The sequence below is a fragment of the Hymenobacter sp. DG25B genome, from assembly GCF_000801315.1.
Lineage (GTDB): Bacteria > Bacteroidota > Bacteroidia > Cytophagales > Hymenobacteraceae > Hymenobacter.
Map to the genome: position 1 here is coordinate 1506070 of NZ_CP010054.1, position 14526 is coordinate 1520595.

Genomic DNA, 14526 nt, shown 5'->3' on the forward strand with positions numbered 1-14526 from the left:
AGGCAGAGCACCTATCTTAAAAATTTCAGAAAGTTGTGAACTGTGTTTGTACATTAAATGTATATACATATATTTGCAACGAATTCCTGATGAATCTGTCTGGCTGCATGAAAATTGAAGACGAAATCCAGCAACGCACTTTCCAGAGCGAGTACCATAAGCTGCACATCAACCTGGTGTTTACGGCAAACTGGTTGCAGTTCCGGCAAAGTGTGGCTTTTAAGGAGTTTGGTCTCACGCTGCCCCAGTTTAACGTGCTGCGCATTCTGCGGGGCCAGCACCCTAAGCCGGCTACCGTAAACCTGCTCATTGAGCGCATGCTGGATAAAACCAGCAACGCCTCCCGCATTGTGGACAAGCTGGAAGCCAAGGCTCTGGTTACCCGCACCGTGTGCCCCAGCAACCGCCGGGCCGTGGATATCCTCATTACCGAGGCCGGGCTGGCTCTGCTCCAGCGCATGGATGCCGTGGTGTCTGATGCAACCCTGGGCCTGCAAAATCTGACCGAACAAGAAGCTGCTCAACTCAACGCGCTGCTGGATAAGCTGCGCGGCTAATTAATACATACACTTCTCTTTTCCTTTTTTCTGTCTGTTATGAAAAAGTTCTTTTTTCCCGCTTTGCTGGCCTTCACGCTCCTGGCGGCTCCTTCCTTCGCTCAGTCTCCGATGGCTAACTCGGCCGGCACCAGCGCCCCCCGCGCTGCCAAAGCGGCTAAAGCTTCGGCCGCCGTTTACAAGCTGCAGCCGCAGCTGAGTACCTTGGGCTGGTTGGGTAAAAAAGTAGCTGGCCAGCACAATGGCACGGCGCAGTTCCAGCAGGGCGACCTGCTCGTGCGCGGCAATAAGCTGGTAGGCGGCACCGTAACGGTGGACATGAACTCCATCAAAAACGAAGACCTGAAAGACGCGGAGTACAATGGCAAGCTCATGGGCCACCTGCGTTCCGATGACTTCTTCAGCGTGGAGAAGCACCCCACCGCTACCCTGAAAATCACCAGCCTGGCCCCCATTAAGGCCGATGCTCAGGGCAACAACATGCGTATCACCGGCGACCTGACCATTAAAGGCATCACCAAGCCCGTTACCTTCCCCGCTAAAGTAGGCGTGAAGAACGGCGTAGCAGCTGCCAGCGGCACGGCCATCATCGACCGCACTAACTACGACATTAAGTATGGCTCAACCCTGTTTGGCGCTGCTGCCGACAAAGCCATTGACAATGAGTTTGCGTTGAGCTTCAACGTAATTGCCAAGAAGTAAGCAGCCCGGCTGCTACCTTTCAGCAACGCTGTAAAAAGCCCCGGATACTGCGGTATCCGGGGCTTTTTTGTGCCATGAGCGGCGGGATTAATCCGGTAGAGGCAATTCCCGCGGCAGCTCAAACTTAAGGTTGCGGCTCTTGGTGCGGGCGTGCAGCTGGGTCAGAAAATCATCCAGCTCGGCTTTATACTCCAGCCACAAATCCTCGTGCAGGTTGTTCAGAATCAGCAAGGTGGTGCGGGCGGCCAGGCGGGCGGTGCCCACATAAAAGCCGTTATAGGGGCTTTCAAACTGGCCCGTGTAGTTGTCAAATATCAGCCGGAGCGTGTACAGGTTCAGATCTACCTCCAGCTTTTTGTCTTTGGTCACGCGGCGGGCGCGGGCTACTTCCTTGGTGGCTTTTTGCAGGGCTTTGGTCAGGCTGCGGTTGAGCAGCCGGCCCGTTACGGCCACATTAAACAGCTCATGGATGCGGTCAGCGGCTTCTTCATACACGGTGTCCACGGTCACCTCGAGCATCAACTCAAAGCTGAGGGTATCATACAGCTCGGCGTCCCGGCGCACGGCGCGCAGCAGCAGGGCTTCCTTCTCTTTATCAGAGAGGCGCTTCAGGGCTTTTTTGAAGTCGGTGGAGGGAACAGGCATAAGCGAAGCGGCCGGAGTTAGCGGAACGAAAAAGGCAGGCGGGGCTCCCGCACAACCGGCAAAGAAAGCAACTCCCGGCCAGCGGTGCCATAGCTGCACTGGTACTGCCGCCAGGGCGCAAAGGTTCTGGCCGGCAGCGCCCGTTACCGGGGTGAAAGGCCCGGTTTACCCGCGAGTGCGGCCGCCGGCAGGTCCTGGCCAGGGCGGCCGGATACGCCGGAATCGACCCCGGTTTTTCCGGGCTTTTCCGCGAAACGATTCTGCCCGCCAAGGGGTTATAGTACTCTCAATAACACATGGCAACGCGCTTTTTTGGCCGTTTTTTCGTATTTTTGCCCCATGAATACCAACCCGCAAATCAATTACGACGAGGACGTACTGCTGCTGGAGGAAACCATCGATGTGCGCGACCTGATTGTGTACAACGACGATGTGAATACCTTCGACCACGTCATTAAAACCCTCATTGATGTATGCGGCCACGAGCCTGAGCAGGCCGAGCAATGCACCCTGCTGATTCACTACAAAGGGCAGTGTACCGTTAAGCATGGTGCCTTTGATGAGCTGGCCGGCATGTGCACCGCCATCCACGACCGCGGCATTTCGGCGGACATTTTATAAATGAGCTGTTGGCCGTTGGCTATTAGCTGTTGGCTTTCGTCGCTGTGTCTGGCGTAAGCAAACAGGCTATCAGCCATGAGCTATCGGCTATCAGCTAAACTCATGGAATTCCCCTCCAAACTGATAGAAAACGCCGTGGGCGAGCTGGCGAAGCTGCCCGGTATCGGCAAAAAAACCGCTCTGCGGCTGGCCCTGCACCTGCTGAAGGCAGAAACCGACGCTACGGCTTCCCTGGCTGAAGCGCTGGCTAAAATGCGCTTCGATATTCGCTACTGCGACACCTGCCACAACATCTCCGACACGGAGAAATGCGGCATCTGCGCCAACCCGCTCCGCGACCATAGCACCGTGTGCGTGGTGTCGGATATTCGGGATGTCATTGCCATTGAAAACACCGGCCAGTACCAGGGTACCTACCACGTGCTGGGCGGCGTTATTTCGCCTATTGAAGGCATTGGCCCCAGCGACCTGCAGATTGAGTCTTTGGTAGAGCGTTTGGGCGAGCCGGAGTCGGAGGTGAAGGAAGTAATCCTGGCCATTAGCCCCACCATGGAGGGCGACACCACCGCCTTCTTTCTGTCCCGCAAGCTGCGCGACTTCCCGCAGGTGCACATCAGCACCATTGCCCGCGGCGTGCCTATGGGCGGCGAGCTGGAATACGCCGATGAAATTACGCTGGGCCGCTCCATTGTAGAGCGCCAGCGCCAAGCTAAATAGCCGCGGCTGCTGAGGCCGCTAAAGCCATAAATTATTGATCCTGAAAAGCCCTGATGTACGCTCGTACGCCGGGGCTTTTTGCTGGAATAAAAAGCCGTACCCACTTTCCCTGGCGCACAGTACGCAAGTCTGCTTACCTTTCGTGACTGTTCGATTTCTGCCCCCGTCGCGCCCGTGAAGCTTTCCGTCGTTATTGTCAACTACAACGTCTGCTATTTCCTGGAGCAGGCGCTGTTGTCGGTACGCAAGGCCGTGGCCAGGCTGGGGGAGCCGGCGGAAGTGTTTGTGGTGGATAATAACTCCGTGGATGGCTCCGTGGCCATGGTGCGGGCCCGCTTTCCGGAGGTTATTCTCCTCGAGAATAAAAACAACCCCGGCTTCAGCAAAGCCAACAACCAGGCTCTGCGCGTGGCCCGCGGCCAGTACGTGCTCCTGCTGAACCCCGACACCGTGGTGGAAGAGGATACTTTCCGGCTGTGTTGCGCCTTTATGGATGCCCACCCCGCTGCCGGAGGGCTGGGCGTGAAGATGCTGGATGGGCAGGGCCGCTTTCTGCCGGAAAGCAAGCGGGGTCTTCCCACGCCCCGCGTGGCGTTTTATAAGATATTCGGGCTGGCGCAGCTGTTTCCCCGCTCGCGCACGTTTGGGCGCTACCACCTGGGGTACCTCGACAAAGAACAGACCCACGAAATTGAAGTGCTCAGCGGCGCTTTTATGCTGATGCGCCGCCAAGCGCTGGACCAGGTGGGCCTGCTGGACGAGGATTATTTTATGTACGGCGAGGACATTGACCTCTCGTACCGACTCACGCGCGGCGGCTGGAAAAACTATTATTTCCCGGGCACCCGCATCATCCATTACAAAGGCGAAAGTACCCGGCGCACCAGCGTAAACTATGTGTTTGTATTCTATCGGGCCATGGTCATTTTTGCCCGCAAGCACTTTGCGCCCGAGCGGGCCGGCCTGTTTGCGCTGCTGATTAATCTGGCCATCTGGCTGCGGGCCGGGGCGGCGGTAGCGCATCGCCTGCTCACGCAGGCCGCCCCCATGCTGCTGGACGCCGCCCTGATTTTGGTAGGTATGTATTTCCTGACGGGGTACTGGGAAAACAACTACAAATACGTGCCCACGCCATTTCCGCCGCAGTTCCTGCTGGTGGCAGTACCGGTTTACACTGCAGTGTGGCTGGCCACCGCCTATTTCAGTGGGGCCTACGATAAACCAGTGCGTACCGTGCGTACCGTGCGCATTGTGCGGGGCATCTTCTTCGGCACTGTTCTGATTTCAGCCGCTTCCAACTTTTTTGATGCCTGGCGCTTTTCCAAGGCGCTTATTATTCTGGGTGGCGTTTGGGCCGTAGCGGCCCTGCTGCTGCGCCGCCTGCTCACACATTACCTCCGCCACCGCAACTTCAGCCTGTCAAAAGACAAGCAGAAGAACATTGCTATTGTGGGCTCGGAGGCAGAAAGCCGGCGGGTACGTTTCCTACTGCAAAATGCCGGGGTACGGGCCCGTATTATGGGTTACGTAAGCCCGGTGGCGCCGGCCGCGCCGGCCGCGCCCAGTGGCCTGCTGGGCGAAGTGCGCCAAATGGAGGAAATCATTCAAATCCACGGAATTGATGAAGTAATTTTCTGCGGGAAAGATTTGTCGGCCAGTGAGATAATGGCCCTCATGGTCAACCTGCCCCAGCGGCGCCAGTGCCCGGTGAGCTATAAAATCCTGCCCGAAGACAGCCAGTACATCATTGGCAGCTCCAGCAAAGATTCCCCCGGCGACTATTATACCCTGGATATTGCCCTGAACCTGTTTCAGCCCCGGTGCATTCGCAATAAGCGCTTGCTGGATGTGCTGAGTAGCGTGGCGTTGCTGCTGGCCGCTCCGCTGTTGGTGTGGCTGGTAGAGCAAAAGGAGGGTTTTCTGCGCAATTGTCTGCGGGTTCTCTCTGGGCAGCGCACCTGGGTGGGACTGCGCTACGCCGCTGGCCCCCGCCGCATGACCCAGGCCATTCTTTCCCCCGCCGATGCCGGCGAATCCCAAACCCCGCTATCCGAAGCTACTAAACAGCGGCTGGAGCTGCTGTATGCCCGGGACTATACCACCGGCACCGATCTGAGCCTTTTGCTGCGGTGCTTTCGGTGGCTGGGGCAGGAGTAATGCCTTTTGGTTGCTGCGCCTGAGTCCGTACATTCCCGTACTTTTAGCCCGTCTTTCCCCACCCACCCATTTGCCTTGTTGCCATGTCACAAACTGTTGACTCGCTCGCTCCTTCGCCAACCCCCGTTCTGTCAGACCGCATCAACACCATGCAGGAGTCGCAGACTATTGCCATGGCCAAAAAAGGCCGCGAGCTGGCCGCACAGGGCATCGATATTATTAGCCTGAGCTTTGGCGAGCCTGATTTTCAGACTCCGCAATACATTAAGGATGCCGCCAAAAAGGCCATTGACGAAGGCTACACCTTCTACACGCCCGTGCCCGGCTACCCCGAGCTGCGCCAGGCCATCTGCGACAAGCTCCTGCGCGAAAATCAGCTGAGCTTTAAGCCCGACAACATTGTGGTGAGCACCGGCGCCAAGCAGGCCCTGGCCAACGCCGTGCTCAGCCTGGTAAACCCCGGCGACGAGGTCATTGTATTTGCCCCGTACTGGGTAAGCTACGAGGAGATGGTGAAGCTGGCAGAAGGTACCCCTGTTACGCTGATGGGCACGCTGGAAAACGGCTATAAAGTAACGGCCGCGCAGCTGGAGCAGGCCATTACGCCCCGTACCAAGCTCATCATGTACTCCTCGCCGTGTAACCCCACCGGCGCCGTTTTCAGCCGGGAAGAGCTAGCCGAAATTGCCGCCGTGGTAGCCCGCCACCCGCAGGTGCACGTGCTGGCCGATGAGATTTACGAGTACATCAATTTTGTGGGCGAGCATGTGAGCATGGCGCAGTTTGCGGAAATCAAGGACCGCGTAATTACGGTCAATGGCTTCTCGAAAGGCTATGCCATGACGGGCTGGCGCGTAGGCTACCTGGCGGCCCGTAAGGAAATTGCCAGCGCCTGCGAGAAAATGCAGAGCCAGATTACCTCCGGTACCTGCTCCATTGCCCAGCGCGCGGCCCTGGCGGCCCTGCAGGGCGGGCGCACTTCCGCCGATGAGATGGTAACAGCCTACCGCCGCCGCCGCGACCTGGTGTTGGAGCTAGTGAAAGACATCCCCGGTTTCCGCACGCCCACGCCCAGCGGCGCTTTCTATGTATTCCCGGATGTGAGCGGCTATTTCGGGAAAATGATGCCCGATGGCAGCGTTATCCAAAACGCCACGGATCTGGCCATGTACATGCTCAACGACGGCCACGTAGCCGCCGTGAGCGGCGACGCATTTGGGGCGCCCAACTGCATTCGTTTCAGCACGGCAGCCGCCGATGAGAAGCTGCGCGAAGCTTTCACCCGCATCAAAAATAGCCTGGCTAAACTGGTTTAAAGTAGTAGTGCGAAGCTCCGGCATCGCGCACGAGCAACGCGAGTAGCAGGCGTGGGCACAAACCGCGCGATTCCAACTACTCGCTCCGCTCGTGTGCGAAGCCGGAGCTTCGCGCTACTGGCAGCCGGAGCTACAGCGCAACTTCCTACCTTTGCGGCTTCATTTTTCTGAATTTGTTGTGATGCCCGCTGCCTCCGTACCGCCTGCTTCCCTTGCTGAGTTATTTGATGCGTTCAACCACCTGACCGTGCTCATTGTGGGCGACGTGATGATGGATGCCTACGTGTGGGGAAAGGCCGGGCGGCTGTCGCCGGAAGCGCCGGTGCCGGTAGTAAATGTAAGCCGCACAGAGCAGCGCCTGGGCGGCGCCGCTAACGTAGCCCTAAACGTGCAGGCCCTGGGTGCCACGCCGCTGCTGTGCGCCGTAATAGGGGAGGACCAAGGCGGCAACCAAATGCTGGATCTGCTGCGTGAAAACAACCTTTCCGCCGAAGGCATTGTGCGCAGCCCGCACCGGCCCACTACCGTAAAGCAGCGCATTCTGGCCCACGGTCAGCAGCTCCTGCGCATCGATTCCGAAGTAGAGCACAACCTCAACCAGGAAGAAAATGCTGCCCTCACGGCGCGCTACGCCGCCCTGCTGGACCGCGCCGACGTCGTGATTTTTGAAGACTACGACAAGGGCGTGCTCGGCGAGGCCAGCATTACCCGCTTTATCGAGCTAGCCCGGGAACGGGGCATTCCCACTGTAGTAGATCCTAAGAAGAAGAACTTCCTGGCCTACCGCCACTGCACCCTGTTCAAGCCCAACCTGAAAGAGCTACGCGAGGGCCTGAAGCTGGAGTTTGAAGATACCGATGCCGCCCGCCCGCAGTTTGAGGCCGCTGTAGACCGCCTGCGCGAGCTTTTACTACCAGAAATTGTGCTGGTAACCCTCTCTGAGCGGGGCGTTTTTGTGGAAGATGGTGCCACCCAACGCACCTACATTCCCGCCCACCTGCGCAGCATTTCGGACGTTTCCGGCGCCGGCGACACCGTAATAAGTATTGCTGCGCTGTGCGTAGCGCTGGGAATGGCCCCGCCCGTTACCGCTGCGCTGGCCAATCTAGGTGGCGGGCTGGTGTGCGAGCAGATAGGCGTAGTGCCCATTGAAAAACAACTGCTCCTGGCTGAAGCCCAGGAAAATAGGGTGTTTTAACTCCCCGGTATTTTATTAGGCTAAAAGCTAGAAAAACTAGTTCCCCTCCTCAGATGAGGAGGGGTTAGGGGTGGTTGACCGTCGTTGAACGATAGGCTAAGTTTAGTTTTAGCTCTAGTTTTTCAACCACCCCTAGCCCCTCCTCATCTGAGGAGGGGAACTAGTTTTTAGTGGCGCATCTTAACGCTGTATTCCTTCACCGTGTCAATAAACACACGCACGTTGTCGGGGTCGGTGTCGGGGTATACGCCGTGGCCCAGGTTGGCAATGTGGTGGTAGGGGCCAAACTGGTCCAGCATCTGAATGGTAGCCTGGCGCACCTGCTCGCGGGTGCCGTAGAGGGCGCAGGGGTCCAGGTTGCCCTGCAGGGTTTTGTCGCCTACCAGGGGGCGCACTGCGCGCGGGTCCTGGTTCCAGTCCAACCCAATAGTGCGGCAGGGCAGCTGGGCGAAGTCGCCCACGGCCCAGAAAGCGCCTTTGGCAAACACGGTAACCGGTACTTCCGGAATAGCCGCACAAATTTCGGCAATGTAGCGGGTGCTGAACTCCGCATAATGCGCGGGCGGCAGAATACCGGCCCACGAATCAAATACCTGAATGAGGTTAGCGCCGGCCTGCACCTGGGCGCGCAGGTACGCAATGGTGGTATCGGTAATTTTGCGCAGCAGCTCGTGGGCCAAGGCCGGATTGGTGTAGAGCAGGCGGCGGGCTTTGCTGAAGGTTTTGGAGCCGTGGCCTTCTACCATATAAGCCAGAATGGTCCAGGGGGCGCCGGCAAACCCAATGAGCGGCACGCGGCCGTTCAGGGCGCGTTTGGTTACCCGAATGGCTTCCAGCACGTAACCCAGGTGCTCTTCGGGGTCGGCCACGCGCATGCGGGCCACGTCCTGCGCGGTTTTAATGGTTTCGGGGAAGAGGGGGCCGCGCGCCTCAATCATTTCATAGGTGAGGCCCATGGCTTCGGGCACCACCAGAATATCCGAAAAGATGATGGCAGCGTCCACGTCCAGGGCATCCACGGGCTGAATAGTGACTTCCGCAGCCAGATCCGGCGTTTCTACCAGCTCTTTGAAGCCACTGAGGCGGGCGCGCAGGGCACGATACTCGGGCAGGATACGGCCCGCCTGGCGCATCAGCCACACGGGGGTACGTTCAGTCTGTTCGCCGCGGGCGGCACGGAGGAGGAGGTCGTTCTTCAGCATAGAGGCTGCAAAGGTACAAATGGCGAAATGGTAAAGTGGTGAAATTGTGAGTGACGTTCACGCCACGCGCAATAACATGCCGCCAGAATCGCAAACTCACCACTTCACCATTTCACCGCTCACCGCGAAAGCCCCGGAAACAGCGCCACAATAGCTGTAGCCAGGAAATTGACGCCAATAGCCAGGGTCAGGAAACCCATAATGCGCGCCAGCGCGGCCATGCCTGGGCGGCCCAAGAACTTGGTAAGCCGCAACGACGACATCAGAATCAGGTAGCTGGCCAGGGCCACCAGCACAAAGCCCAGAATAATCAGGCCCATATCGGCAAAAGAGAGCTTCTCAGCAAATAAGCCAATGCACACCGCCATGGAGCCCGGCCCCGAAAGCATGGGCATGGCCAGCGGCGTAAAGGAAATATCATCCTTGTGCATACTTTCCTCCAGCGTGGCTTCCGAGACCTTGGCGCGGTTGCCACCGGGCGTCAGTAAATCAAAGGCCGAACGCATGAGCAAAATACCGCCCGCGATACGCAAATGGTGAATATTGATACCGAAGAAATTGAGCACATACTGCCCGGCAAAAAACGATACCGTCAGCACCCCAATCATATACAGGCAGGCGCGGAGCGCCACGCCGGCCCGGTGCGCGGCGGAATCTTCCTGCGTGAGCGTTAGAAATACCGGCATGGCCCCAAAGGGGTTCACAACCGAAAACAGCGTGGTAAAGGTGGCGAGCAGTATTTCCATACAACGGGCAGAAGGGGAATGGGCTAAAGGTACGAGGGAATAAGAAGCAGCAAAGGGGGAAAATGCTATGTTTGGTAATCCAACTGTTACAGCGAATAGCCGTAGAATTCTGCGGACAGCCTTCCTACGGTCCAATTCTCCCTTATGCATACTCCTTCTACCGCCCCCGCCGCCACCCCCGACGAATCCCGGGATGTAACTCCGTTGGTGGGTATCATTATGGGTTCCCAGTCGGACCTGAAGGTAATGACCGGCGCTGCTGAGCTGCTGCGCCAGTTTGGCGTGCCCTATGAAATTACTTTAGTGTCGCCGCACCGCACGCCGCACCGGCTGGTGGAGTACGCGGAAAACGCCCGTAAGCGCGGTTTGCGTGTTATTATTGCCGGTGGGGGCGGGGCGGCCCATTTGCCGGGTATGGTGGCGGCTTTTACTACGCTACCGGTTATTGGGGTGCCTATTAATTCCTCGGCCTCCATTCGCGGGCTGGATTCGGTGCTGTCTATGCTACAGATGCCCGTGGGCGTGCCCGTGGCTACCGTTGCTATTGACAGCGCCCCCAACGCGGCAGTGCTGGCCACTCAAATGCTGGGTATCACGAATGCCCGCCTGGTAGATGTCTTGGAAAAATACCGTAACTCACTAAAAGATAAAGTGATGCGTACTATTGAAGAGATGCGTAAAGGCGGATACAATGATGATATTTAACCGAACTTGCTGCTTCCGCTAATCAGCCTCCTTTTCCCCACCCCTAATGAGCTTTTCACTTGCCTGATTTAGACGCACCGATTTGGCTGCTGATTGTGCACGGTCTTACGCTGCTGTTCGCAATTGCTTCTCTCGTAGCCACCCTGCTGCCATTGCTGAAAGAAGAAGCCTGGTGGATCCGGGTATTTGACTTCCCGCGTCTGCAAATAGTATTTGTGGCCATGGCCACCCTGGGCGTCGGCTTTGTGCTGGGCTGGCATCAGCTGCCCGGCTACTGGGGCCTGGGTGTGCTGGGGGCGCTGGCCGTTGCTATCCTGTACCAGCTCTTCCGCATTGTTCCCTATACCCCCATTGTGCGTAAGCAGGTAGGCGACAGCACCCTGAAAGATGCCCGGCGCCATATGAGCCTGGCCGTGATGAATGTGCTGCAGTATAACAAGCAGGCGCCCAAAGCCCTGCAGGTGCTGCAGGAAACCGACCCCGACCTCATTATTGCGGTAGAAACCGATAGGTGGTGGCAGGAGCAGCTGCGCCCGCTGGAGGAAACGCACCCCTATATCTGCCACGAGCCGCTGGACAACACCTACGGCATGCTGTTCTACTCGCGCCTGCCCCTGCGCGATGCCCAGATCAAGTACCTGCTCGACGACGATATTCCTTCCCTGCACACCTACGTGCAGCTCCCCGATGGTCACAGCTGGATTCGGCTGTTTGGGCTGCACCCCAAGCCCCCGGCGCCGCAGGAAGCCGAAACCAGTACCCGCCGCGACGCTGAGCTACTGATTGTAGGCAAAGAAATTGAGAGCAAAAATGAGCCAACCATCGTGTTCGGCGACATGAATGATGTGGCCTGGTCGCACACTAGTGAGCTGTTTAGGCGCGTTAGCGGCCTGCTGGACCCCCGCGTAGGGCGCGGCCTGCTCCCCACGTTTCATGCCGAGTATACCCTGATGCGCTGGCCCCTGGACCACGTTTTTGTGTCCCCACACTTTAAGGTAGATGCCATAGAGCGCCTGCCCTACGTGGGTTCCGACCACTTCCCCATCTACATCAAGGTGAGCTACGAGCCCCACGACAAGGCGGAGCAGGAGGAAAACCAGGAGCAGGCCGACGCCGAGGACCACCAGGAAGCCACAGAAAAAATTCAGAAAGGCTTTCAAGAGGAAGCCGAAGAAGAGCACAAGGAGCGCCAGGAGAAACAGGAGGCCACTTCTTCGTAAGCCAGCTTCTATCCCTTCATGCAGAGTACAGCATCTCACGTGATGACGTTATTAGAAAACAGACCGTCATGTCGAGCGTAGCCGAGACATCTCGCGTGCTGATGGTGTGGTGCTATAGTCATGCTGAGCGTAGTCGAAGCATCTCTACCACGCCATTGGAGTCGTCAGCAAACGAAGCGGTAGAGATGCTTCGACCAGCTCAGCATGACTATAGCACCACACCATCAGCACGCGAGATGTCTCGGCTACGCTCGACATGACGGTCTTTATCAACAACCGCATACCGGGAGAAGATTTGACTGAGCGCAGCATGACGGTCTTTTCGCTCTTTTTGTAATTTTAGCAAACCCCGGGGGGTAGGCAGGTATAAACCGCCGGATACCCTCCGCTACTTCCGCCACCTGGGCTTCCGTCATGCCCGGCCATAGCGGCAGGCTAAGGCTAGTGGCGGCCAGGCGCTCGGCTATGGGAAACTGCCCGGCCGTAAAGCCCAGCGGCTGGTAAGCCGGCTGCAAATGCGGTGGCACCGGGTAGTGAACAACCGTGCCAATGCCTTGGGTGGATAAATGCCGTTGCAGCGCATCCCGATGCGGCGTGCGTACCACGTACAAATGATAAACGTGGGTGGAGGTAGACAACTGTTGCGGCCGTTGTAGCCAGGTAATATCAGCCAGATACCCGTCATACCAGGCCGCCAGCTGTTGACGCTGCTGCGTCCAGAAGGGCATATGCGGCAGTTTCACGCGCAGAATGGCGGCCTGCAGTTCATCCAGGCGGGCATTGAAACCGATGACTTCGTTCTGGTATTTCTGCCGCGAGCCATAGTTGCGAAGCACTTTTAATTGCTCGGCTAGCTCGGCACTTGCCGTGGTAATGGCCCCGGCGTCGCCCAATGCGCCCAGGTTTTTGGTGGGGTAGAAGCTGGTGGCATTCGCCTCTCCGAAGCTGCCCGTCGGCAGGCCGTGGCTGGCGGCGCCCTGGGCCTGGGCGTTGTCCTCAATCACCAGCAAATTATGCCGCCGGGCCACGGCCATAATAGCGGCCATATCACAGGCTTGGCCGAAGAAATGCACCGGCAGAATAGCGCGCGTGCGGGGTGTTATGGCTGCTTCCAGCCGTTGCGCATCCAGGTTAAAAGTAGCTTCATCCGGCTCCACCGGCACCAGCGTGGCGCCAACGTAAGATACCGCCAGCCAGGTAGCCACGTAGCTATTGCTGGGTACCAGCACCTCGTCGCCGGGTCTAATGCCCAGCGCTATCAGGGCCAGATGCAGGGCCGATAAACCACTGCTCGCACCCACACAATGCGGCACTTGATTGAACGCCGCGTATTCAGCCTCAAACTGCCGCACTTCCTCACCCAGAATATATTGCTGCGCGTCAAATACGCGCATGGTAGCCGCCTGCACAGCCGCGCGGATGCGCTCATTCTGCGCGGCAAAGGAGAGAAAGGGAACGGGCATTGGGGCGGAGAGAAGGACGTATCAACAAAGAAACAGCTTTAGCGGCCGCCGGACAAAAGCCTGCCCTATGCCGGCTCATACAACCAAGCCATTTGCTTCATACTGATGGCATCGGGCACTAGGCGCATACCCATATTACGCAGCTTTATCTGCCACGGCTTTTCCAGCTGCGCCAGCCGGCCCAGCTGCCAGGAAGTGTTTACAATGCGCGTGGTGCGGGGCAAACGGCGCTGCTCAAACCGCTGAAAGGCAGCCGGAATAGTGGTTTCGGCCGCAACACATTCCGTTAGCACCAGCGCATCCTCAATGGCCATACCCGCGCCCTGGCCCATATTGGGCGTGGTGGCGTGGCCGGCATCACCCAGCAAAAGCACCCGTTCGAAAGCCAGCTGGGTAAGGGGTTTCAGGTCGAGGATATCGTTCCACAGCACGCTTTCATCGGAGGTCAGCGCCAGCAGTTCCGGCACCGGCGCAGCGAAGCCGGCAAATTCCCGGCGCAGGTCGGCCAGCTGGTAGCGGCTGAAGTGCGGGCTGTTTACCTGGCCGCAGTTCAGGCAGGCAAACCAGTACACGCGGCCTTCGCCCACGGGCACGTAGCCAAAGCGTCGCCCGCCCGTGCCCCATACTTCGCTGGACTCACCGATTGGCAGCTTCAATTGGGCGGCATCTACCACGGCCCGCCAGCAGGTATAGCCTGCGTAGCGCGGCTTGGCCGGGGGCACCAGCTGCCGCCGCACGCGGGACCGAAGTCCATCGGCCCCAATCAGGGCATCGGCGGTAAGGGAGGTGCCGTTGGCCAGGTGCGCCCGCACACCGGTGGCGGTTTGCTCAAACCGCTCAAACGGAATGCCCAGCTGCACGGCATCGGGGGCAGGCCTTGCAGCAGCGCCTTTTGCAGGGCGGCACGGTGAATGCCCAGGTTGGGAAAGCCCAGCTGCCGGGTGAATTCCGAGGTATCCACGGTCTGCAGCACGCCACCTTGCTCATCGCGCAGCTGAATTTTGGTGATGGGTGTGCCATGCGCCTGTATGGTTTCCTGTAGGCCCAGCTTGCTTAGGGCCTGCATAGCATTAGCGCCCAATACCACACCCGCGCCAATTTCCCGCAGTTCCGGCGCGGCTTCAATTACCTGCACCGTGTGTCCCTGCTGCAAAAGCCCATGGGCCGTGGCAAGGCCGCCAATGCCCGCCCCGATAATGAGAAAATGTGCCATGTGCGAAAGGTAATAGTTGAACAGTTACGAGCCGCCCTAACGCAAAAAAGGCCGGCAGCATATA

15 protein-coding genes are annotated in these 14526 nt (G+C 58.2%); 9 read left to right on the forward strand and 6 right to left on the reverse strand.

Going from position 1 to position 14526, the window contains the following annotated elements:
• Positions 1 to 107 precede the first annotated feature (107 nt).
• Together PK28_RS06445 and PK28_RS06450 are read left to right on the forward strand one after the other, a co-directional pair.
• Entirely contained in the window at positions 108 to 557 is a 450-nt protein-coding gene (locus PK28_RS06445; protein ID WP_044512569.1) for a MarR family winged helix-turn-helix transcriptional regulator, read from the forward strand.
• 39 nt (positions 558 to 596) lie between these two features.
• Complete coding sequence (locus PK28_RS06450) at positions 597 to 1259, forward strand: YceI family protein (protein WP_044512571.1); 663 nt, start codon at positions 597 to 599, stop codon at positions 1257 to 1259.
• Between the two features lie 87 nt (positions 1260 to 1346).
• On the opposite strand, the gene PK28_RS06455 is transcribed toward PK28_RS06450, so the two are convergent.
• Complete coding sequence (locus PK28_RS06455) at positions 1347 to 1904, reverse strand: hypothetical protein (RefSeq protein WP_044512574.1); 558 nt, start codon at positions 1902 to 1904, stop codon at positions 1347 to 1349.
• Between the two features lie 339 nt (positions 1905 to 2243).
• Here PK28_RS06455 and PK28_RS06460 point away from each other — a divergent pair, with 339 nt between their 5' ends.
• The 5 genes from PK28_RS06460 (at position 2244) to PK28_RS06480 (ending at position 7913) form a co-directional block, all read left to right on the forward strand.
• Positions 2244 to 2525, forward strand: coding sequence for an ATP-dependent Clp protease adaptor ClpS (locus PK28_RS06460; protein ID WP_044512576.1), 282 nt, complete (start codon positions 2244 to 2246; stop codon positions 2523 to 2525).
• Positions 2526 to 2627: 102 nt separating this feature from the next.
• Positions 2628 to 3242, forward strand: coding sequence for a recombination mediator RecR (gene recR / locus PK28_RS06465; RefSeq protein WP_044512579.1), 615 nt, complete (start codon positions 2628 to 2630; stop codon positions 3240 to 3242).
• Between the two features lie 174 nt (positions 3243 to 3416).
• Positions 3417 to 5399, forward strand: a complete 1983-nt coding sequence (locus tag PK28_RS06470) for a glycosyltransferase family 2 protein (protein WP_044512581.1) — start codon at positions 3417 to 3419, stop codon at positions 5397 to 5399.
• Positions 5400 to 5482: 83 nt separating this feature from the next.
• Complete coding sequence (locus PK28_RS06475) at positions 5483 to 6715, forward strand: pyridoxal phosphate-dependent aminotransferase (protein WP_071885053.1); 1233 nt, start codon at positions 5483 to 5485, stop codon at positions 6713 to 6715.
• 181 nt (positions 6716 to 6896) lie between these two features.
• Positions 6897 to 7913 (forward strand): bifunctional heptose 7-phosphate kinase/heptose 1-phosphate adenyltransferase, encoded by a 1017-nt coding sequence (locus PK28_RS06480; RefSeq protein WP_044516450.1) that lies wholly within the window; start codon positions 6897 to 6899, stop codon positions 7911 to 7913.
• 167 nt (positions 7914 to 8080) lie between these two features.
• Here the strand turns inward: PK28_RS06480 and hemE are convergent, their stop codons facing one another.
• Together hemE and PK28_RS06490 are read right to left on the reverse strand one after the other, a co-directional pair.
• The gene (gene hemE, locus PK28_RS06485) at positions 8081 to 9115 is read right to left on the reverse strand and encodes a uroporphyrinogen decarboxylase (protein WP_044512583.1); all 1035 of its coding nucleotides are present in this window, start codon (positions 9113 to 9115) and stop codon (positions 8081 to 8083) included.
• 119 nt (positions 9116 to 9234) lie between these two features.
• The gene (locus tag PK28_RS06490) at positions 9235 to 9861 is read right to left on the reverse strand and encodes a MarC family protein (RefSeq protein WP_044512585.1); all 627 of its coding nucleotides are present in this window, start codon (positions 9859 to 9861) and stop codon (positions 9235 to 9237) included.
• A gap of 144 nt (positions 9862 to 10005) precedes the next feature.
• On the opposite strand from PK28_RS06490, the gene purE reads away from it, so the two are divergent.
• Together purE and PK28_RS06500 are read left to right on the forward strand one after the other, a co-directional pair.
• A complete protein-coding gene (gene purE / locus PK28_RS06495; RefSeq protein ID WP_044512586.1) occupies positions 10006 to 10566 on the forward strand; it encodes a 5-(carboxyamino)imidazole ribonucleotide mutase in 561 nt (186 codons plus the stop codon).
• A gap of 59 nt (positions 10567 to 10625) precedes the next feature.
• Positions 10626 to 11786, forward strand: a complete 1161-nt coding sequence (locus PK28_RS06500; RefSeq protein ID WP_048825688.1) for an endonuclease/exonuclease/phosphatase family protein — start codon at positions 10626 to 10628, stop codon at positions 11784 to 11786.
• Between the two features lie 269 nt (positions 11787 to 12055).
• Here the strand turns inward: PK28_RS06500 and PK28_RS06505 are convergent, their stop codons facing one another.
• From PK28_RS06505 to PK28_RS20105, 3 genes are all read right to left on the reverse strand, one after another.
• Positions 12056 to 13249, reverse strand: coding sequence for a DegT/DnrJ/EryC1/StrS family aminotransferase (locus tag PK28_RS06505; protein WP_065814131.1), 1194 nt, complete (start codon positions 13247 to 13249; stop codon positions 12056 to 12058).
• A gap of 65 nt (positions 13250 to 13314) precedes the next feature.
• Complete coding sequence (locus tag PK28_RS06510) at positions 13315 to 14109, reverse strand: FAD-dependent monooxygenase (protein WP_197070486.1); 795 nt, start codon at positions 14107 to 14109, stop codon at positions 13315 to 13317.
• The gene (locus tag PK28_RS20105; protein ID WP_048825691.1) at positions 14013 to 14462 is read right to left on the reverse strand and encodes an FAD-dependent oxidoreductase; all 450 of its coding nucleotides are present in this window, start codon (positions 14460 to 14462) and stop codon (positions 14013 to 14015) included. Before PK28_RS20105 ends, PK28_RS06510 begins: the two co-directional genes overlap by 97 nt.
• Positions 14463 to 14526: the final 64 nt, after the last annotated feature.